The organism is Aeromonas sp. Marseille-Q5825 (genome assembly GCF_946892685.1).
GTDB lineage: Bacteria > Pseudomonadota > Gammaproteobacteria > Enterobacterales > Aeromonadaceae > Aeromonas > Aeromonas rivipollensis.
In genome coordinates this window covers 219,422-238,894 of sequence record NZ_CAMPOU010000007.1, presented here as the reverse complement: position 1 = coordinate 238,894, position 19,473 = coordinate 219,422, and the positions used below count along the sequence as shown (strand labels likewise).

17 protein-coding genes are annotated in these 19,473 nt (G+C 62.9%); 7 read left to right on the top strand and 10 right to left on the bottom strand.

Going from position 1 to position 19,473, the window contains the following annotated elements; genetic code table 11:
• Window positions 1-23 precede the first annotated feature (23 nt).
• Complete coding sequence (locus OC537_RS19315; RefSeq protein WP_025325822.1) at window positions 24-845, bottom strand: Cof-type HAD-IIB family hydrolase; 822 nt, start codon at window positions 843-845, stop codon at window positions 24-26.
• Window positions 846-1,088: 243 nt separating this feature from the next.
• Entirely contained in the window at window positions 1,089-2,327 is a 1,239-nt protein-coding gene (locus OC537_RS19310; RefSeq protein ID WP_111913092.1) for an MFS transporter, read from the bottom strand.
• A 182-nt stretch (window positions 2,328-2,509) separates the two neighbouring features.
• On the opposite strand from OC537_RS19310, the gene OC537_RS19305 reads away from it, so the two are divergent.
• The gene (locus OC537_RS19305; protein WP_262113670.1) at window positions 2,510-3,133 is read left to right on the top strand and encodes a helix-turn-helix transcriptional regulator; all 624 of its coding nucleotides are present in this window, start codon (window positions 2,510-2,512) and stop codon (window positions 3,131-3,133) included.
• Between the two features lie 310 nt (window positions 3,134-3,443).
• Window positions 3,444-3,920, top strand: a complete 477-nt coding sequence (locus OC537_RS19300; protein WP_025325819.1) for an Lrp/AsnC family transcriptional regulator — start codon at window positions 3,444-3,446, stop codon at window positions 3,918-3,920.
• Between the two features lie 74 nt (window positions 3,921-3,994).
• Here OC537_RS19300 and OC537_RS19295 read toward each other — a convergent pair whose 3' ends face one another.
• The 3 genes from OC537_RS19295 to OC537_RS19285 all read right to left on the bottom strand — a co-directional run bounded on the left by OC537_RS19295 (window position 3,995) and on the right by OC537_RS19285 (window position 5,143).
• The gene (locus tag OC537_RS19295; protein WP_005324594.1) at window positions 3,995-4,312 is read right to left on the bottom strand and encodes a hypothetical protein; all 318 of its coding nucleotides are present in this window, start codon (window positions 4,310-4,312) and stop codon (window positions 3,995-3,997) included.
• A 144-nt stretch (window positions 4,313-4,456) separates the two neighbouring features.
• On the bottom strand, window positions 4,457-4,687 hold the full coding sequence (locus tag OC537_RS19290) for a hypothetical protein (RefSeq protein ID WP_262113666.1): 231 nt from the start codon (window positions 4,685-4,687) through the stop codon (window positions 4,457-4,459).
• A 30-nt stretch (window positions 4,688-4,717) separates the two neighbouring features.
• The gene (locus OC537_RS19285; RefSeq protein ID WP_262113664.1) at window positions 4,718-5,143 is read right to left on the bottom strand and encodes a MarR family winged helix-turn-helix transcriptional regulator; all 426 of its coding nucleotides are present in this window, start codon (window positions 5,141-5,143) and stop codon (window positions 4,718-4,720) included.
• A gap of 198 nt (window positions 5,144-5,341) precedes the next feature.
• Between OC537_RS19285 and OC537_RS19280 the strand changes: the two genes are divergently transcribed.
• The 3 genes from OC537_RS19280 to chrA all read left to right on the top strand — a co-directional run bounded on the left by OC537_RS19280 (window position 5,342) and on the right by chrA (window position 8,720).
• Window positions 5,342-6,346: an NADP-dependent oxidoreductase gene (locus OC537_RS19280; protein ID WP_262113662.1), complete on the top strand. Its 1,005-nt coding sequence runs from the start codon at window positions 5,342-5,344 to the stop codon at window positions 6,344-6,346.
• Between the two features lie 557 nt (window positions 6,347-6,903).
• Window positions 6,904-7,344 carry a nucleotide triphosphate diphosphatase NUDT15 gene (locus OC537_RS19275; protein WP_262113660.1) on the top strand — a complete coding sequence of 147 codons (441 nt, stop codon included), beginning with the start codon at window positions 6,904-6,906 and terminating at the stop codon, window positions 7,342-7,344.
• Between the two features lie 236 nt (window positions 7,345-7,580).
• A complete protein-coding gene (gene chrA / locus OC537_RS19270) occupies window positions 7,581-8,720 on the top strand; it encodes a chromate efflux transporter (protein WP_262113658.1) in 1,140 nt (379 codons plus the stop codon).
• A 70-nt stretch (window positions 8,721-8,790) separates the two neighbouring features.
• Here the strand turns inward: chrA and msrB are convergent, their stop codons facing one another.
• From msrB to malQ, 4 genes are all read right to left on the bottom strand, one after another.
• Entirely contained in the window at window positions 8,791-9,183 is a 393-nt protein-coding gene (msrB, locus tag OC537_RS19265; protein WP_163157750.1) for a peptide-methionine (R)-S-oxide reductase MsrB, read from the bottom strand.
• 139 nt (window positions 9,184-9,322) lie between these two features.
• Window positions 9,323-11,464: a glycogen debranching protein GlgX gene (gene glgX, locus OC537_RS19260; protein WP_262113652.1), complete on the bottom strand. Its 2,142-nt coding sequence runs from the start codon at window positions 11,462-11,464 to the stop codon at window positions 9,323-9,325.
• The gene (gene glgB / locus OC537_RS19255) at window positions 11,464-13,641 is read right to left on the bottom strand and encodes a 1,4-alpha-glucan branching protein GlgB (protein WP_262113650.1); all 2,178 of its coding nucleotides are present in this window, start codon (window positions 13,639-13,641) and stop codon (window positions 11,464-11,466) included. The genes glgX and glgB overlap by 1 nt, the downstream gene beginning before the upstream one ends.
• Before the next feature lie 82 nt (window positions 13,642-13,723).
• Entirely contained in the window at window positions 13,724-15,913 is a 2,190-nt protein-coding gene (gene malQ / locus OC537_RS19250; protein WP_262113647.1) for a 4-alpha-glucanotransferase, read from the bottom strand.
• Window positions 15,914-16,258: 345 nt separating this feature from the next.
• Between malQ and gap the strand changes: the two genes are divergently transcribed.
• Entirely contained in the window at window positions 16,259-17,254 is a 996-nt protein-coding gene (gene gap / locus OC537_RS19245; RefSeq protein WP_005313250.1) for a type I glyceraldehyde-3-phosphate dehydrogenase, read from the top strand.
• A gap of 108 nt (window positions 17,255-17,362) precedes the next feature.
• Window positions 17,363-18,229, top strand: coding sequence for a D-hexose-6-phosphate mutarotase (locus OC537_RS19240; RefSeq protein WP_262113642.1), 867 nt, complete (start codon window positions 17,363-17,365; stop codon window positions 18,227-18,229).
• Window positions 18,230-18,317: 88 nt separating this feature from the next.
• Here the strand turns inward: OC537_RS19240 and nadA are convergent, their stop codons facing one another.
• Window positions 18,318-19,391 (bottom strand): quinolinate synthase NadA, encoded by a 1,074-nt coding sequence (gene nadA, locus OC537_RS19235; RefSeq protein ID WP_162520013.1) that lies wholly within the window; start codon window positions 19,389-19,391, stop codon window positions 18,318-18,320.
• Window positions 19,392-19,473 lie beyond the last annotated feature (82 nt).

Here is a 19,473-nt window from a genome sequence, read left to right as displayed (position 1 = left end):
CACTGGCCCCTTTCTGTTGCCGCTCAGGAGGGCAGGACCCAGCGCTGCAGCGCCAGCGCTATGCCGTCTTCGTTGTGATCGGCGGTGACCCTGTCCGCATGGGCCTGGATCTGGGGCGCCGCATTGCCCATGGCCACCGCCAGCCCCACCTGCTCGAACATGCTGATGTCGTTGTTGTTGTCCCCAAAGGCCACCACTTTCTCCATCGCTATCCCCTCGCTCGCCGCCCACTGGGCCAGTCGGTTGCCCTTGCTGCACCCGGGCTGCACCAGCTCCACCGCATAGGGCGCAGCCCAGTCCTGGGTGAAGGGCAGTTTCTGCACCACCTCCCCCACGAAGCGGTGCAGCAGGCCGGGATCCTGATTGAACAGCTCCAGCTTCCAGATGGGCTTTTGCAGCCAGCTGTCGATATCCTCGGCGGGCAGCAGGGAGACCTTGAGGTGATCCGGCTGGTTCGCCGACCAGCGCCGCATCCGGCCCACATGCTCCTCGCAGCCGAGATAACCTATGCCCCCGTCCAGGTGGAACAGGGCGCCCATCTGCTGCGCCTGCACCTCGGCCAGCAGGGCGGTGAGCGGCGCCACCGCCAGGGGATCCCCGGCCAGGATCCTGCCTTGCGCCGGATCATAGAGGTAGGCGCCGTTGCTGCAGATGAGGGGGGTGTCGAGGGCCAGCTCGTGATGGAAGGGACGGGCCGTCATGAAGTGGCGGCCCGTCACCAGCAGCACCTTGATGCCGTGGGCGCGGGCCTGGGCCAGGGCGGCCCGGGTCGCGGACGAGATCTTGTGATCCCGGGTCAGCAGGGTACCGTCCATATCCAGTGCAATGGCCTGAAAACGACTCATATCACCTCCAAGAATGTCGAAACGAATGCGGCACCGTACAATCCCGCGTCCAGCGCAATGGCTTGATAATGACTCATATCACCTCCAAAGACTGTGTATCGCGGGGCGCATGATGAAGGCCTGTGCTGGCCAGGTTCGCCGGGCGACGGGGTAAAAGGGGACAAAGAGCCATACCGTCCCAAACTCGGCGCCGGGATGCAAGCCCCGCCTGCCACCCCGGCGCCGATCTGTGATCCAGCCGCCTCAGCCCGGCTCGGCGCAGGCGGCCACAGCACTTCGTCTGTCCGCCCGTCTGCGCAACCCGTAGAAACCGAGGGCGCAGATCACGCCGCAAAGCGCCGCCAGATAGAAGGGCCACTCGGTGCCTGCCAGCAGCGCCAGGCTGCCCAGCACCACCGCCAGGATCTCGCTGCCCACCGCCAGGCCGCGGTAGATCCCCATCGCCTGCCCCTGTTGCTGGGCATGGCTGCGGTTGGAGATGGCCACCGAGGTGGCAAGCTCTCCCAGGCTCATGCCGATGCCGGCCGGGATGAAGGTGAGCGCCAGCCCCCACCACTGGGTCGGCAGAATGAACATCAGCATGCCCGCCGCCATCACCAGATGCCCGACTATGCCAAGGGAGCTGCCGCGCCAGTGGCGAGCAAGCTGCTCCCCCAGCCAGGAACCCAGCATCATGGGCACGCTCACCAGCACGGCGGCCTGCGCCAGCTGCACCGGATCCCAGGCCAGCCGCTCCACCAACCAGACGTTGAAGTAGGTGAAGTAGAGCTGCACGGCCCCGTAGCTGAGGAGGGTCAGCACAAAGTAGGGCAGCAGGCGAGGTTGCAGCAGCAGTTGGCGGGTCGAGAGGGAGGCCAGCTCCTGCTCGGCGGGCACCGGCGGCCGGTTGGGCAGCAGCCAGAGCACCAGCAGCAGGTTGCCCACCGTCATGGCCACCGCCAGCCAGGCCGCCAGGCTGTAGTCCCCGGACACCACGGCGGCATAGCCCCCTATCATGGGGCCCAGCACCCAGCCCAGGTTCATGCCGATGTTGATGCGGGCGAAGTTGCGCGCCTTGGTCCTGGTGGTGCTCATGTCCGCCGCCATCGCCTGCACTATGGCGATGTCGCCGTTGAAGAAGCCCTCCACCACCCGGCTCAGCAGCAAGAGCGGCAGGGAGCGCCAGGCGATCCCCAGGGCCATCAGCACATAACCCGCCAGCACCCCGACCAGGCAGAGGGTCAGCACCGGCTTGCGACCATGACGATCCGACAGCTTGCCCAGCCAGGGGGCCCCCAGCAGTTGAAACAGCGGATAGAGCCCCATGATGACCCCGAGCCACAGCTTGCGGCTCCAGTCAGACGCTTGTGGCGTCAGCATACCCTGGGCCGGATCCAGCATCAGCGGCGCCAGCACCGGCGAGGGTAGACTGAAGCCCGCCACCGCCAGGGTCACCGTCATCACCAATACCCAGAGGGTCGCCTGTCCCTTGATCCCTTCCATCTTCGCCTCATTAAATAAAGTTATTTGTTTATTTATACTGCGAAGGGAACGGCATTAAGTAAAGTGAATTATTGATTTAAATGAGACCGCTGCCCATAATGACCCTATCAACGCCAGTGCCGCCCTGGCTTTCCCGCAGCGAACGCCTGTCGAGAACCCGAGCCGACAACCGGAGCCACCCCATGAACGCCAGCACCGACAAGATCCTCCATCTGCTGAAGACTCACGGCCCTCAGAGCGCCGCCGCGCTGGGGGAGCAGTTGCAGATGACCTCCATGGGTGCCCGCCAGCATCTGACGGCGCTGGAGGCCGACGGCTGGGTCGGCTTTAGCGACGAGGCGCGGGGCCGAGGTCGCCCGATACGGCTCTGGCACCTGACAGATCAGGCCTGGCAGCGCTTCCCCGACACCCACAGCGAGCTGACCCTGCAGCTTATCGACGACGTACAGCAGCTGTTTGGCGAGAGCGGCCTGGATCAACTGATAGCGCGGCGGGAGCAGCAGATGCTGAGCCGTTATCAGGCCAGACTGACCCAGCCGGCGCTGGCGGATCGGCTGACCGCGCTCAAGGAGCTGCGCAGCCGGGAAGGCTATATGGCGGACATGAGCCAGGAGGAGGATGGCAGCTGGTTATGGTGGGAGAGTCACTGTCCCATCTGCGCCGCGGCGCGGGCCTGCCGGGGCTTTTGCAGGAGCGAGCTGGCGCTGTTTCGCCAGTTGCTGGCTCCGGCCGAGGTGGAGCGGGAGCAATACCTGCTGGACGGGGACAGGCGCTGCCTCTATCGCATCCGGCCGCCGCAGGCCTGAGGATGCCGGAGCGCAAAAACAACAAAGCAGGCGCCGGGATGCCTGCTTTGTTGCCTTCGGGGAGGGGATGATCTCGTTCCAGCCCGTCGTTTCCCGATAAGGTCGGACGGCTGATGGGGTTGTTGACCCGGTAAGGTCCTTCACCACAGAGGCCTGGTTGGGCATCTGTCTTGCCACCGGAAGATGAAACCATGGTACTCCTGCCGGTGCGGTGAGTGGTTGTGAAGTAGTAGGTATTTTCAGTTGTTTTTGCAATAGTTCACCCTTAATCTAGGAAAAGTGAATCAGTAATTGCAACGAGGAACGGAGAATGCTGAAACTTGATCGCATAGACAGGCATATTCTGGAGTTGATGCAGGAGAATGGCCGCATCAGCAACCTGGAGCTGGCCGAACTGGTCGGGCTCTCCCCCTCTCCCTGCTCGCGCCGGGTCAAGGCGCTGGAGGATGCCGGTCTCATCGATACCCACGTCACCCTGCTCAACGCCCGCCAGCTGGGGCTCACCCTCACCGCCTACATTCACATCTCCATGGACAGGCACACCCCGGAGCGGTTCGAAAACTTCGATCGGGCCATCCAGGATCTGCCAGAGGTGCTCGAATGCGACCTCATCACCGGCAACGACGCCGACTACCAGCTCAAGGTGGTGGTGCGGGACATGGAGCACTACCAGCACTTCCTGCTGGACAAGCTGACCCACATCTCGGGGGTGACCGGGGTGCGCTCCAGCTTCGTGCTGCGCCGCATCAAGCACAAGACGGCCCTTCCCCTCAACCACCTGGGCTGAGGGCCAGAGGCGCAAAAAGCAAGAGGAGGCCCAGGCCTCCTCTTTGTCGTCTCTGATGTCAGGGAGTGACAGGATCAGACGCCGACCTGGCTGACGTCCTGCACCTGCAACAGCCAGCCGGCCTGCTCCTGCTGGGGTTCACCGCTCAGTCGCAACCGCTCCCCCTCTGACACCCACTGCCCCTCGGGCAGGGAGACCAGCAGACTCTCGCTGCCGTTGTCGAACACCCAGCGATCTTCGCCAAGCGACTCAATCAGATAACCTTCCATCTCCACTCTGGACTCGGCTTGCCAGGACGGCGCAACGGAATCACGGCTCTCGATGAAATCCCCCTGAACACCAAAACTGGCCAGCCCCCACAGAATGGAGAGCCCGACGATGGATGACTGCATCTCTCTCTCCTCTCATGAAACTGTGGGGCCAGTATGGAAAGGGAAGCATGAGTGCACCATGAACAAGGCCGCAAAGTGCAGGCGAGATCGCGAAAAAAACCGGCCAAGGGGCCGGCTGTGTCATTTTATGGCGTCTGGATCACACTATTTGGCGGCTTCCTCTGCCATTCGAACCGCCCTTGGCTTATTCGTCCACATGGCCAGACCGCGGTGATCCGCGCAGATCCCCTCCTCGCTGATGGCCCTGACCCGGACGCCATCCTTGCAGAGGGCCTGCCAGGCATCCGCATCATCGATCTGCAACTCGGATGGGGAGTGAGGGCCACCGGCGCAGCCACTTAGCAGCAGAACAAACAGGGGTAACCAGGGTTTCATCGGATGGCTCCAGACAAGAAGGGAGAGAGATCAGCGCCCGAGCTGGGCCGCCACGCGTTCACAGAGTCGCTTGAGCTCGGCCAGTTCGGCATCGGCCAGATCCACCTGATTGCGCAAGTTGTCCGCCAGACAGCACTCCCTGACCCCCTGCTGCAACTGGCGTCCCGCCTCGGTCAGACGGATGCATTTTTGTCGCTCGTCTTCGCTGGAGACGGTGCGGGTCAGCCAGCCCTTGCTCTCCAGCCGCTTGACGATGGGGGTCAGGGTGCCCGCATCCAGGCCGGTTTCCTGGCCAATCTCCTTGAGACTGACCTCGTCCCGCGCCCAGAGCGACAGCATCACCAGGTACTGGGTGTAGGTCAGATCCAGCTTGTCCAGCAGAGGCCTATAGGCACGCATCACCGCATTGGAGGCGCTGTAGAGGGCAAAACAGACCTGCTTTTTCAATTCACTCATGGGGCACCTCGCTGACGACTGGGGCCAGTATACCCCAGGACAACTGAGGTCTGAATAATTTGCACACAAAACAGTTGTCACCCCGTCTTTTCGGGATTAACCTGATTTTAGTTTGCACACAAACAGAATGCCCGAGCCACCGCCTCAGCCTACTGGCTGGCGCGGCGCCGACGACCCCCTACCCGCTGGAGAACGACCATGACCCCGATCAGCCATCAGATTCAACTGCTCCGTCGCCCGACCGGCCTGCCCGCCCAGAGCGACTTCATCTTGAAGGAGGTGCCCTTGCCCGCGCTTCAGGAGGGAGAGGTGCAGGTGGCCAACCAGTGGCTGTCGGTGGACCCTTACATGCGTGGTCGCATGAGCGAGACCAAGAGCTATGTGCCCCCCTTCCCCCTGAACGGCCCCCTCGACGGCGGCGCCATCGGCACTGTGCAGGCCTCCCGTCACCCCGACTTCAAGCCGGGTGACCAGGTGAGCAGCATGCTGGGCTGGCGGGATGCCTTCGTCGCCAAGGGGGATCAGCTGACCCGATTGCCCGCCACGGCGCTGCCGTCCCAACTCTTCCTCGGCGCCCTCGGCATGCCGGGCATGACCGCCTGGGCGGGCTTGCACAAGGTCGCCCGCCTGCAGGCCGGCGAGACCCTGCTGGTCTCGGCCGCATCAGGCGCGGTCGGTACCATGGCGGTGCAGCTCGCCAAGCGGGCCGGTGCCAGGGTGATCGGCTCCACCGGCTCAGCCGACAAGGTCGCCTATCTCAAGACCCTGGGCGCAGATGCGGTGATCAACTACAGGGAGACGCCGGATCTCGACGCCGAGCTGGCCCGCCTCGCTCCGGAGGGCATTCAGGTCTATTTCGAGAACGTGGGAGGCGCCATGCTGGACGCGGCCCTCAACAACATGGCGCTGCACGGGCGCATCGTCCTGTGCGGCCTCATCGAGCAGTACAACAGCAATGGCGAGGCAAAGGGCCCGCGCAACCTCTCCCAGATGATCCGCAAGCGCATTCTGATGCAGGGGCTGCTGGTCTCCGATCACTGGCAGCACTACGGGGACTTCCTGGCCGAGGCCATCCCCGCCTTCGAGGCTGGCGCCCTGCAGGCCGAAGAGACCATCAGCGAGGGGCTGGCCAGCATGCCGCAGGCCTTTATCGGGCTGTTCGAGGGCCGCAACACCGGCAAGATGCTGGTCAAGCTGGGCTGACAACCAGCCACAAATCGAGGGGCACAGCGCCGGCAAGATGCTGGTCAAGCTGGGCTGACAAGCAGCCACAAATCGAGGGGCACAGCGCCGGCAAGATGCCGGTCAAGCTGGACTGACAACCAGCCACAAATCGAGGGGCATAGCGCCGGCAAGAGGCCGGTCAAGCTGGGCTGACAAGCGGCCGGCCCTGGCCTTTATCGACAGTGGCAAGCCGAGGGGCATAGCGCCGGCAAGATGCAGATCAAGCTGGACTGACGGCCTGCCAGCCACAGTGGGGCCCCTGGCCTTGTGTTTACCATCTGCCTGGCAGATGTGATATCGCGATAGCCATCTGATTGGCAGATAGATAAACGGCAAGCTCTCGTGTCCCCGGGATCATCCAGCGGCAACTTGCGAAACGGGTCCATCCGTCCTAAGGTGGGCCCGTTTTTTATAGTGTCATCCCGTTTCGGCACGGCGCCCTGCCCATCTCCACCACACACTGTACCGGCGTCGGGGGTCGATGAGTCATCCGGGGGTAACCCCTGGCAGCACAGCCACAGCAAGGAGCTCTTCTTATGTCCACTCCCTATCCCCGCGTCGGGGTCGGTGTCATCCTCGTCAACCATCAGGGCCAGGTGCTGCTTGGCAAGCGCAAGGGGAGCCACGCCCCCTACTGGTCCATCGCCGGCGGCCACCTGGAGCTTGGCGAGAGCTTCGAGTCGGCGGCCATCCGGGAGGTGGCCGAGGAGACAGGTTTTTTCATCACCAACCCCAGCGTCATCGCCGTCACCAACAACCTGGAGACCTGGCGCGAGAGCGGGCTGCACTACATCTCTGTCACCCTGCTGGCCGAGGTGGAGGGCGAGCCGCAACTGCTGGAGCCGGACAAGTGCGAGGGCTGGGTCTGGTGCGATCCCCGCGCGCTGCCCGAGCCCCACTTCGATGCCAGTCGCCAGTCCATCGCCTGCTGGCTGGCCGGACGCTGTTACCTGCCGCAGCCGGGCCAGCCGACCTAATCCCCATAGCCCACTGGCTGGCGTGGTGCTGCTACCAGCCAGCGGCAACCCCATCAGCTGAATAAACCGGTTGGCCGGTTGGCCGGTTGGCCGGTTGGCCCACCCAAAGCCCCTAGCCAGCAAGTCGTTCATCTGCCAACAGCGAGTCAACCAGCAACCCAGCCCGAAATGTCATAAAAAAGTCATCACTCTGTCATATCATTCCTGCCCATCTGCGATGACGACAGGAGCGAGTGGTGGGACAGGTATTCCTTCAATTTCTGTGGCTGGGCTGCATCAGCTTCGGCGGGCCGGCCGCCCATATCGGCTACTTCCAGCGCACCTTTGTCCAGCGCCTGGGCTGGCTCAGCCAGGCCGAGTATGCCCAACTGCTGGCCCTGTGCCAGCTGTTGCCCGGCCCCGCCTCCAGCCAGCTCGGCTTTGCCATCGGCCGCCACCGGGCGGGCCTTGGGGGAGCGCTCGCCGCCTTCATCGGCTTCACCCTGCCCTCCTTCCTGCTGTTGCTGGTTGCCGCCATCGGCGTGGGCCAGCTAGGCAATAACCTCTGGCTGGATGGGGCCCTGCACGGCCTCAAGCTGCTGGCGCTGGTGGTAGTGGCCGATGCCGTGCTCACCATGAGTCGCCAGTTCTGCAAGACGGTGCTGCAACAGGGAGTCATGGTGGCAACCGCGGCAGCCCTCTGGTGGCAGCCCGGTCTGCTGACCCAGCTGGGAATGCTTTTGGGGGCGGCCCTGCTCTGTGCCCAACGGGAGGTGGTCGGCGCCTCTCCTGCGGCGCCACAAGCCCGTCGCGCCCCTCACTGGCCGACCCTGCTGCTGTTTGCCCTGCTGTTTGTCGGCCTGCCGATGCTGGCCCAAGGCCCCGCCAGCCAGCTGGTCGCCGACTTCTATCGAGCGGGCAGCCTGGTGTTTGGCGGCGGCCACGTGGTGCTGCCCCTGTTGCAGGAGAGCGTCGGCCACAGCCTCAGTCAGCAGCAATTCCTGACCGGCTACGGCCTGGCCCAGCTGGTGCCCGGCCCCATGTTCACCCTGGCCAGCTACCTCGGCGCCCAGCTGTTGCCCGCAGCGCCGCTGGCGGGCGCCCTGCTGGCAACCCTCGCACTATTTTTGCCGGGCTTTTTGCTGCTGTGGGCCCTGGGCCCCTGCTGGCAGAGCTGGCTGGCCCACCCCAGGCTGGCGGGGGCCGTGGCCGGCATCAACGCAGCCGTGGTGGGGCTGCTGCTGGCCGCCCTCTATCAGCCGGTGTGGCAGAGCGCCGTGCTGGCACCGGCCGATCTGGCGCTGGCCGCCGTGGCCTTCTATCTGCTGCGCGTCATCAGGCTGCCCATACTGGCGCTCGCCGCCCTGCTGGTGGGGGCCAGCCTGCTGCTGATCTGAGGGCCAACCAGGACCCCATAAAAAATGGCGCCTCCGCAAGCGGAGGCGCCATTTTTCATTTCTGACGCTTTCAGGCGTCTGTATCGGGCTCGAAGTCCAGGCTCAGGCTGTTGACGCAGTAGCGCTGGCCTGTCTCGGTCGGCCCGTCCGGGAAGACATGACCCAGGTGGGAGCCGCACTGGCTGCAGGTGATCTCCACCCTTGCCATGCCGTGGCTGCGATCCTCTGTGTAGGTCACTGTCCCCTCGATGGCCCGATCGAAGGAGGGCCAGCCGCAACCGGAGTCAAACTTGGCATCCGCATGGAACAGTACGCTCTTGCAGCAGACGCAGAGGTAGTCACCGCTCTTGCGATTGTGCAGCAGAGCGCCGCTGTAAGGGCGCTCTGTGCCCTTCTCCCAGCAAACGTGAAACTGCTCGGCACTCAATTTGCTGCGCCACTGCTCGGGATTGTTGCCGCTCATATTGACCCCTTGCCAAAACATGACACTGCTCGGCTCTCAGTATTCAACTTGCTGCGCCATTGCTCGGGATTGTTGCCCTTCATACTGACTCCTTGCCTTTTATCACGGCGCCCAGCATACCCACTCACACGCCCCGACTCTACCCCGCCAGCGGGAACTGTGATCCCGTTGGCAACACGGCGGCAACATCCGGCGTGGCGACCACCCCTTCCTTGGCCAGCGCCACCCCAGGCAGCGAAACCCGCTCCAGCAATTTGAGGGAGTGGGCACGCCCCACCGCCACCTGCCGCTTGATGTCGTCCGGCAGGAAAGGCAGGCCGTCGTTGGTGGCCGTGTCTATGGTCTGGATCCACTCCAGCCCTTCCCCCGGCGGCGGCAGGCGGAACTGGATGTCGTAGTCGCTGGCGTTGAACAGCACGTACCAGCGCTCCCCGCCGCACGCCAGCATGCCGATGTCCATGGCGAACGCCTGCCCCATGGGGGCGTGCCAGTCCTGATCGGTGAGCTGATGGCCATCGGGGTGATACCAGTTGACGCTGTGGCAGCTGGTCGAGGCGCCGTTCCAGCTGTCGTCGCTCAGTTGCAGGTTGGCGAAGACCCCCGACTCGGCCCGCAACGCCATCATCTGGCGGGTGAAGGCGAGCAGCCGTTCATCCTCGGGGCGCAACTGCCAGTTGACCCAGCTTATCTGGTTGTCCTGGCAGTAGGCGTTGTTGTTGCCAAGCTGGCTGCGGCCCATCTCGTCCCCGGCCAGGAAGTGCGGCGTGCCCTGGGAGAGCAGCAGGGTGGCGATGAGGTTGCGCTTCTGCTGCTGGCGCAGGTTGTTGACCCTGGGGTCCAGGGTCGGCCCCTCCACCCCGTGGTTGTAGGAGAGGTTGTTGCCGTGGCCGTCTCTGTTGTCTTCGCCGTTGGCCTGGTTGTGGCGCTGGTTGTAGGAGACCAGGTCCTCCAGGGTGAAGCCGTCGTGATAGCAGAGGTAGTTGACGCTGGTATGAGGGGAGCGCCAGTTCTTCGGGAAGAGATCCCGCGACCCCGCCAGCCGGGTGGCGAAGTCCCCCATCTTGCCCGCGTCGCCGCGCCAGAAGGCGCGCACAGTGTCGCGATAGCGGTCGTTTATCTCCAGCCACTGGCTCGGGAACTGGCCGAGGCGATAGCCGAAGGGGCCTATGTCCCAGGGCTCGGCAATCAGCCTCACCCGCGCCAGCACGGGATCCGCCAGCAGGGCCTTGAAGAAGGCGCTCATGGGATCGAACTCCCCCGCCTCCCGCGCCAGGGTGACAGCCAGATCGAAGCGGAAACCGTCCACCTGCATCTCGGTGACCCAGTAGCGCAGGGCATCGAGCACCAGTCGCAGGCTGTTGGGGTGATCCAGGTTGACGCTGTTGCCGCAGCCGGTGACGTTGGCATGGCGGTGGTAGTCAGGACCGTGAGCCCCGGTCTCGAAGGCGTAGTAACCCGCGTTGTCGAACCCCTTGAGGGACAGCATGGGGCCGTCGACACCGGATTCGGCGGTGTGGTTGTAGACCACATCCAGTATCACTTCGAGCCCGACCCGGTGCAGCTCGCGCACCATGGTCTTGAACTCGGTCACCGCCTCCCCCGCGCCATAGCGCGGCTCGGGGGCGAAGAAGGCGATGGGGTTGTAGCCCCAGTAGTTGGTGAGGCCAAGCTGCTCCAGGCGGGGCTCCGACATGAAGGCGGCCACCGGCATCAGCTGCACCGAGGTGACCCCGAGAGAGAGCAGGTGTTCGATCATCAGCGGATGGCTAACGCCGAGGTAGGTGCCCCGCAGCGCCTCGGGCACCCCGGGATGCTGGCGGGTGAATCCCTTGACGTGGGTCTCGTAGAGCACCACCCGCTCGGGCGGGATCCCGGGCTTGCCGACCCCCTGCCAGTCGAAGGCATCGTCCACCACCACAGACTTGGCCACCATGGCCGCGCTGTCCCCCTGATAGAGGTCGTCATTCCAGCGGGTCGCCCGGCTGAGTGCCCTGGCATAGGGGTCGATCAGCAGCTTGTCCGGGTCGAACAGCATGCCCTCCTGGGGCATGCCATGAACCCGGTAGCCGTAACGCTGACCGGCCCGCACCCCGCGCACATAGCCGAATCTGTATTGGCCGCGCCGACCGGGCAGGGCCAGCCGGACCAGCTCCTGCTCCTGCTCGTCGAACAGACAGAGCTCCACCTTGTCCGATTGGGGGGCCCAGACGCAGAAGTGGCAGCCTGCCTCGTCGAGCCGGGCCCCCAGCGGGTAGTCCACCCCATTTTCCATTACAAACATCAGGACTCCTGTTTGATGAACAAGGTCGCGAGCGGCGGCAAGTCCAGCACTATGCTGTGCGCCATCCCCTGCCAGGGGGTCGGCTCGGCGACTAAGGTCAAACCCACATCATAGTTGCTGCCCCAGTAATGCTCGCTATCTGTGTTGAGCACCACGGCATAGCGGCCCGCCTCTGGCACCCCGAGGCGATAGGCGAGGCGCGGCACGGGGGTGAAGTTGGAGGCGATCACCACAGGATTGGCCCCCTGCTTGTCGGCGCGCAGCCAGGCGAAGATGCTGTTGTCGGCATCGTTGTGATCCAGCCAGCGGAAGCCGCTCTGCTCATAATCCGCCTGATACAAGGCAGCTTCATGACGATAGAGCCGGTTGAGATCGCGGATCAGCCGTTGCTGGCCGCCGTGCTTGGGGAATTGCAGCAGGTGCCAGGGCAGCTGGGCATCGTGATTCCACTCGTTGCTCTGGGCGATTTCGGTGCCCATGAAGTTGAGCTTCTTGCCCGGATGGCCATACATGAAGCCCATGTAAGCCCGCAGGTTCGCGGCCTGCTGCCACTCGTCACCCGGCATCTTGTAGAGCAGGGAGTGCTTGCCGTGTACTACCTCGTCGTGGGACAGGGCCAGGATGAAGTTCTCGTCATAGTGATAGACCATGGAGAAGGTCATCTCGTTGTGGTGATAACGGCGGTGGATAGGCTCCTTCTGCATGTAGCTCAGGGTGTCGTGCATCCAGCCCATATTCCACTTGAAGCCAAACCCGAGGCCACCCAGGAAGGTGGGTTTGGAGACACCGGCAAAGGCGGTGGACTCCTCGGCGATGGTCATGGTGTGGGGATACTTGCCGTATACCTCCTCGTTGGTCCACTTGAGCAGGCTGATCGCCTCGTAGTTGTGGTTGCCCCCGTCGACGTTTGGCACCCACTCACCGGCGTTGCGGGAATAATCCAGATAGAGCATGGAGGCCACCGCATCCACCCGCAGGCCGTCGATATGGAACTTGTCGAGCCAGAACAGGGCGCTCGCCACCAGGAACTGGCGCACGTTGTTGCGACCGAAATCGTAGATGTAGGAGTTCCAGTCCGGGTGCCAGCCACGGCGCGGATCCTCGTACTCGTAGAGCGGGGTGCCGTCGAAGCGGGCGAGACCATGGGCATCGGCCGGGAAGTGGGCAGGCACCCAGTCGAGGATGACGCCAATGCCGGCCTGGTGGCAGGCGTCGACGAAATGCTTGAAGTCATCGGCACTGCCGTAGCGACTGGTGGGGGAGAACATGCCCACCGGCTGATAACCCCAGGAGCCGCTGAAGGGGTGCTCGGAGACCGGCATCAGCTCGATGTGGGTGTAGCCCATCTCGGTGACGTAGTTGACCAGCTCCACCGCCAGCTCGCGCCAGTTCAGGCTGTCCCCGTTGGGGTGACGCTTCCAGGAGCCCACGTGCAGCTCGTAGATGGAGAGCGGCTGCTCCCGCTTGTCATTGCGCTGGCTCTCGCGCCAGGCGGCATCCTGCCACTGGTACTGCTCGTGGTCGTGGATGACGGAGGCGAACGACGGGTACTGCTCGCAGTAGAAGCCGACCGGATCGCTCTTGTGGGGCAGCCGATGGCCGGCCGGATCTTTCAGTTCGAACTTGTAGCGATCCCCGGCCTTGAGGCCCGGCACGAACAGCACCCAGTGACCGCACTGGCTGCGCTGCATGGGGTGACGACGGCCATCCCAGAAGTTGAAATCGCCGATCAGGCTCACCGCGGTGGCGCTCGGCGCATAGACGGCGAAGCGCACCCCTGCCACCTGCTGACCGAGATGCTCCACGGTGCGCAGCTGCGCGCCCAGGGTGTGGTAGAGGTTTTCCGGCTGGAAGCCGAGCTCAGCCAAGCCTTCCCAGGCGGCAGCCTGGAATTGGTAAGGGTCGATGGATTCGGCACTGGCATCGGGGTAGCTGGCGATCAGCTGGTAGGGGAAGGGATTCTTTCGGCGAGTGAAAACAGTTTCAAAAAGGCCCGCTTCGTCGGCGGCGGTCAGGGTGGCAACTATCTTGCCTGACTTGAGGTCCCTGACCCGGACCTCGAGGGCATCCGGCAACCAGGCCGTCAGTTTCAGGCCTGGCCCATCCGGATTGGCCAGCAGGCCTAGATGGGAGAAGGGATCGGCACAGCGGGCGGCAACCAAACGTTCAACGGGCATCGACATTTCCTTTCATGGCTGAACATCCGCTCCGGCCTGGGCCGAAGCGGATGAAAGTGAGTCACATGTTGACAGCAAGGGCTCAACGGCTGGCCTCGTCACGGGCCTGGCTCATCTTGCCCGCCAGCGCCTTGAGCGCCTCATCGGCAAAAATATCTTCCAGATCCTTTGAAAGCTTGCGACGCCAGTTCGGGTATTCGTAACTGGTGCCCGGCACGTTGACCGGCTTGTCCATCTCCAGCCAGTCTTCCAGCTGGGTGCTGAACAGGGCACAGCTGCCGCGGGACATGTGCAGTTGCAGGCCATGGTTGAGTTCGGTGTTCATCCCGACCCAGTTCACGTCATGGCTGATGTTGCCAGAGATGACCCCATGGGCATGCAGGCTGTCAAGGATCCGCTGCTTGGCCTGGTGGCGATCAGCATACAGGGTCTTGAGTACCTCTTCATCCGGGTACAGGCCCAGCTCGCGACCCAGCGCCAGATCGTCGCAATGCCAGAAGCCCTTCAGGGTCGGCATGTCGTGGGTGGTCAGGGCAGACATCGCCTGCTCGGTGTAGTGCGCCGGGGAGATGAAACCGCCGTCCCCCTTGGAGCGCTCGAAGAAGAACACCTTGTAGGAGTGGACGCCGTTCTCTTTGAGGGTGACGTCTATGCCTTCCGGCACTGTGCCGAGATCTTCACCGATCAGCAGGCACTGGTTGCGGTGGGACTCGAGGGCAAGTATCCCCAGCAGGTCGTTGACCGGATAGTAGATGTAGGCGCCCTTGGCGGCGGACGCTCCGGGCGGAACCCACCACAGGCGCAGCAAGGCCATCACGTGATCGATGCGCAGCGCGCCGCAGGCACGCATGTTGGCGCGGAACAGATCCACCATGGGCTGATAGGCCGCCTCGAACAGCTGGTTCGGGTTCATGGGGGGCAGGCCCCAGTTCTGACCGAGGGGGCCCAGGATGTCGGGGGGCGCACCGACCGAGGCTTTCGGGCAGTAGAGCTCCCGGTTGGCCCAGATCTCGGTGGAGCCTTCGGAGACGCCCACCGCCAGATCCCGGTAGATCCCCATCACCATGCCGGCCGCCTTGGCGCGGGCATCGGCTTGCGCTAGCTGCTCATCGGCCAGGAACTGCAGATAGAGGTAGAAATTCACATCCTGGCTGTGCTCCTGCATCCAGACAGCCACTTCCGGGTTGTGGTAATCGCGGAAGGCATCCGGCCAGACCGGCCAGCCCCAGGCGTTCTCACCCTTGCCATAGAAATGGGCCTGCAGGGCATCAAAGGCGGCCTGCTGTTGCAGGCTGTCGCCACCGGCGGCCACGAAGGCATCGAAGGCGGCCTGACGCTCGGCGCTGAGCCTGGCCTCATCGAACACCTGGCGCAGCATGCCGATCTTGGTCTCGATGACGCCGGTGTAATCCACGTTCTCCTTGGCCCGCAGGGAGGCCAGATGCTGCTGGAAGGCCGGGCTCGCCACATCGGCCTTGAGCCGCTCGTTGGCCAGAAACTCGGGCACGGCTTCCACATTGATGTAGGCCACGTTGAGCCAGCGGCGGGAAGAGGGGCTGTAAGGGCTGGCACTCTCGGGATTCGCAGGATAGAGGGCATGGATGGGGTTCAGCCCCACGAAATGGGCTCCCCAGGCGGCGGCCTGCTCGACCAGCTGGCCGAGATCGCTGAAATCACCTATGCCCCAGTTGTGGCGGCTGCGCAGGCAGTAGAGCTGCACGCTCGGGCCCCACACCTTGCGGCCGTTGGCGATGGGCGCCTGCTTGTAGCAGGACTTGGGCGCGACTATGAGGCGCATGGTGGCGAGCGGCTCGTCGTTGCCCTCTTCCAGCAGCATCAGCTGGTGATAGCCGAGCTCCGGCTGCACATCCAGCGCGACCCTATAGGCCTGGCACTCCATCTCCTCGAATTCGGCGACGCCGACCAGTTCACCTTCGATGGGGGTCAGCTGGCCGGACAACAGGGCTCCCTGCTCCAGCACTATCTGCCAGTGGAGGGCGTCGTTGACGAACTCTATGGGCAGACGAACCTCGAGGCTGAGGGGATCGCCACTGCGCACTACCATCACGGGATCCAGAGGCCGCAACCAGTGCTGACGGTGCTCCTGCTCCAGCTGCTCGGTCAGGGCGGCCTCGTCGTCGACGCGGTAGCCCATGGCGCCCAGCATGGCGGCCTTGCTCTCTTCGGATACCTGGGCCGGGTGGCCCCAGGCATCAACATACTCACTGGCGATACCTTTGGCGGCAGCCAGCTGTTCAATCAGGGTGGTCATAGTTTGAGAATTCCCGCTGTGGATTCTATCTACACTATTTGTGATTAATTTTTATGGGTGGTACTTGAACAGTGGCTCTTTGGCCATGCTAAACCGCGCACATTTTTACATATCTCCCCGGCTGGTTGTGTGACCGAACAGGCACTATTGTTGATCTCTGCGACCGGATCCGCTGATGATGCATTCGACAAAAGTTGGTAGCCAGTTACATAAAACGAAAATAAATTTCACAGTTTTTCATGATATAGCGCAATTTCGCGCAGATTGTTGGTTGACTCACCGGTGAGTTCTAGTAAATTTACAAACGGAATTTTCTTTGACTACTGAACAGTTAGGTAACCAAATATGACTATCAAAGTAGGTATTAACGGTTTTGGCCGCATCGGTCGTTTCGTGTTCCGTCTGGCCGCTGAGCGTGCTGACATCGAAGTGGTTGGTATCAACGACCTGATCGACGTTGACTACATGGCTTACATGCTGAAGTACGATTCAACTCACGGTCGTTTCAACGGTACCGTTGAAGTTAAAGACGGCAACCTGGTTGTTAACGGCAAAACCGTACGTGTTACCGCTGAGCGTGACCCGGCAAACCTGAAATGGGATGCCATCGGTGTTGACGTTGTTGCCGAAGCTACCGGTCTGTTCCTGGACGACGCCACTGCTCGCAAGCACATCGCTGCCGGCGCCAAGAAAGTCGTACTGACCGGTCCGTCCAAAGACGCTACCCCTATGTTCGTCATGGGTGTTAACGACGCTACCTACGCTGGCCAGGACATCGTTTCCAACGCTTCCTGCACCACCAACTGCCTGGCCCCGATCGCCAAGGTTCTGAACGATACCTTCGGTATCGAATCCGGCCTGATGACCACTGTCCACGCTACCACTGCTACCCAGAAGACCGTTGATGGTCCGTCTGCCAAAGACTGGCGCGGTGGCCGCGGTGCGGCTCAGAACATCATCCCGTCCTCTACCGGTGCTGCCAAGGCTGTTGGCGTTGTTATCCCGGAACTGAACGGCAAACTGACCGGCATGGCTTTCCGCGTACCGACTCCGGACGTGTCCGTTGTTGACCTGACCGTCAACCTGAAGAAAGCTGCCACCTACGCAGAAATCTGCGCAGCCATGAAAGCAGCCTCCGAAGGCTCCATGAAGGGCGTGCTGGGCTACACCGAAGATCAAGTGGTTTCCACCGACTTCCTGGGTGAGCGTCAGACTTCAGTGTTCGATGCCAAGGCTGGTATCGCACTGAACGACAAATTCGTTAAAGTTGTATCCTGGTACGACAACGAAATGGGCTACTCCAGCAAGGTTCTGGACCTGATCGCTCACATCTCCAAGTAATTTGGGATGCGCAATCGCGTAGCTTGAAAAAAGGCGGCCATTGGCCGCCTTTTTGTATTCTGGATCTGCCGACCTCTTTCTTGAATGTGCGCGAGCACAGGAGTCTCCATGCAACCGACACGTACTCTGACAGCCCACTGTACCCTCAGCCACCCCGCGGATGGCCAGCCTCTGCTGACCATCAACAACGAGCATGCCAGGGCGGAGATCAGCCTGTTTGGCGCCCATGTACTGCGTTATCAGCGCCACGGCGAACCCGCCTCGATCTGGCTCAGCGACAAGGCCGTGCTGGATGGCAGCAAGCCGATCCGGGGCGGCATCCCCCTGTGCTGGCCCTGGTTCGGCCCCTCCCCCGCTCGCGTCGGCAGCGGCAAGCCGGCCCATGGCTTCGCCCGCACCAGCCTGTGGACCCTGGATGGCGTCTCCGATCACGGGGATGGCACCCTGGTCCATCTGTCTCTGCGCGACACCGACGCCAGCCGTGCCCTCTGGCCCCACGCCTTCGAGCTGGAGCTGGATGTGCTGGTGGGCAAGGAGCTCTCCCTGGTGTTGACCACCCGCAACACCGGCAAGACACCCCTCACCTACAATGCGGCCCTGCACACCTATCTGCAGATAAGTGCCCCAGAGGCCGTCAGTGTGACCGGGCTGGGTGAGCCTTATGCCGACAAGCTGACGGGTCAGGATGGGCAGCAGCAGGGCGCTCTGACGCTCACAGCTGCCATTGATCGGGTCTACCACCAAGCCGAGGCTATGGTGATGGTCAAGGATGGCGATCGCACCACTAAAGTGGTGAGCGGCAACAACGACAGCGTCGTGGTCTGGACCCCCTGGCTGGAAGGGGCCACCGCCATGGCGGACATGAGCGACGATGGCTACCGCACCATGCTCTGCGTCGAGGCGGCCATCACGGCCGAGGCTGGCGTCGTTATCGCGCCGGATGAGGAGCACAGCTTCTCTACCGTGATCATCTGATCTTCGTCTTCGCGAAACCCATAACGAAAGAGGGCACCCCAACGGGTGCCCTCTTCTATTCAGCCTTTCTATTCAATGCTTCGCACACTCAGGCGTTACCCTGGGTCTTTAGCTTGAGCTCGGCAGCGAAGTTCAGCATGCGATCCAGCGGGATCAGTGCCTTCACTCGCAACTCCTCATCCACCAGGATCTCGTGACGCTCGGCGCCATCGGTCAGTGCCTCCTTGATCGCAACCAGACCGTTCATCGCCATCCAGGGACAGTGGGCGCAGCTGCGGCAGGTGGCACCATCACCACCGGTCGGTGCCTCCACCATCTCCTTGTCCGGGCAGGCCTGCTGCATCTTGTAGAAGATGCCGCGATCGGTCGCCACTATCAGCTTCTGCTGGGGCAGCTCACGGGCCGCCTTGATGAGTTGGCTGGTAGAACCCACCGCATCAGCCAGTTCGATGACGGAAGCCGGGGACTCCGGGTGCACCAGCACGGCCGCGTCCGGGTTCTGGGCCTTGAGCTCGCGCAGGGCCTTGGCCTTGAACTCGTCATGGACTATGCAGTGACCCTGCCAGCGCAGCATCTCGGCGCCCGTCTTCTTCTCGATGTAGGCACCCAGGTGTCTGTCCGGACCCCAGATGATCTTGTGGCCCTGGCTGTCCAGGTGCTCGACTATCTCGAGCGCTATGCTGGAGGTGACCACCCAGTCGGCCCGGGCTTTCACCGCCGCCGAGGTATTGGCATAGACCACAACTATATGGTCGGGATGGGCATCGCAGAAGGCGGAGAACTGGTCGATGGGGCAGCCCAGATCCAGGGAGCACTCAGCCTCCAGGGTCGGCATCAGCACCCGCTTGTGCGGGCTCAGGATCTTGGAGGTTTCCCCCATGAAGCGCACACCGGCCACGATCAGGGTCTGGGCGGCGTGATCACGACCGAAGCGAGCCATCTCGAGGGAGTCGCCGACGAAACCGCCGGTGGCCTCGGCCAGCGCCTGGATCTCGGGATCCGTGTAATAGTGGGCAACCAGCACGGCCTGACGCGCCTCGAGCAGCGCCTTGATCTCGATGATCAGGGCCGCCTTCTGTTCGGCAGTCAGGGGAGCCGGTTTGACCGGAAAGGGATAGTCCATCTCGATGACCGGAGGGACACTGATCAGTGCATTGCTCATTGCGACTGTTCCATCAACGCTTGGAAAGGCCAAAATTATAACCAGAAGCCGCGCACAAACCCATCAACAAATCGCGATCACC

What these genes read in the sequence shown, in the direction of transcription:
- OC537_RS19315 (WP_025325822.1), bottom strand. Translation starts at nt 845, where the DNA reads ATGAGTCGTTTTCAGGCCATTGCACTGGATATGGACGGTACCCTGCTG.
- OC537_RS19310 (WP_111913092.1), bottom strand. Translation starts at nt 2,327, where the DNA reads ATGGAAGGGATCAAGGGACAGGCGACCCTCTGGGTATTGGTGATGACG.
- OC537_RS19305 (WP_262113670.1), top strand. Translation starts at nt 2,510, where the DNA reads ATGAACGCCAGCACCGACAAGATCCTCCATCTGCTGAAGACTCACGGC.
- OC537_RS19300 (WP_025325819.1), top strand. Translation starts at nt 3,444, where the DNA reads ATGCTGAAACTTGATCGCATAGACAGGCATATTCTGGAGTTGATGCAG.
- OC537_RS19295 (WP_005324594.1), bottom strand. Translation starts at nt 4,312, where the DNA reads ATGCAGTCATCCATCGTCGGGCTCTCCATTCTGTGGGGGCTGGCCAGT.
- OC537_RS19290 (WP_262113666.1), bottom strand. Translation starts at nt 4,687, where the DNA reads ATGAAACCCTGGTTACCCCTGTTTGTTCTGCTGCTAAGTGGCTGCGCC.
- OC537_RS19285 (WP_262113664.1), bottom strand. Translation starts at nt 5,143, where the DNA reads ATGAGTGAATTGAAAAAGCAGGTCTGTTTTGCCCTCTACAGCGCCTCC.
- OC537_RS19280 (WP_262113662.1), top strand. Translation starts at nt 5,342, where the DNA reads ATGACCCCGATCAGCCATCAGATTCAACTGCTCCGTCGCCCGACCGGC.
- OC537_RS19275 (WP_262113660.1), top strand. Translation starts at nt 6,904, where the DNA reads ATGTCCACTCCCTATCCCCGCGTCGGGGTCGGTGTCATCCTCGTCAAC.
- msrB (WP_163157750.1), bottom strand. Translation starts at nt 9,183, where the DNA reads ATGAGCGGCAACAATCCCGAGCAGTGGCGCAGCAAATTGAGTGCCGAG.
- glgX (WP_262113652.1), bottom strand. Translation starts at nt 11,464, where the DNA reads ATGTTTGTAATGGAAAATGGGGTGGACTACCCGCTGGGGGCCCGGCTC.
- glgB (WP_262113650.1), bottom strand. Translation starts at nt 13,641, where the DNA reads ATGCCCGTTGAACGTTTGGTTGCCGCCCGCTGTGCCGATCCCTTCTCC.
- malQ (WP_262113647.1), bottom strand. Translation starts at nt 15,913, where the DNA reads ATGACCACCCTGATTGAACAGCTGGCTGCCGCCAAAGGTATCGCCAGT.
- gap (WP_005313250.1), top strand. Translation starts at nt 16,259, where the DNA reads ATGACTATCAAAGTAGGTATTAACGGTTTTGGCCGCATCGGTCGTTTC.
- OC537_RS19240 (WP_262113642.1), top strand. Translation starts at nt 17,363, where the DNA reads ATGCAACCGACACGTACTCTGACAGCCCACTGTACCCTCAGCCACCCC.
- nadA (WP_162520013.1), bottom strand. Translation starts at nt 19,391, where the DNA reads ATGAGCAATGCACTGATCAGTGTCCCTCCGGTCATCGAGATGGACTAT.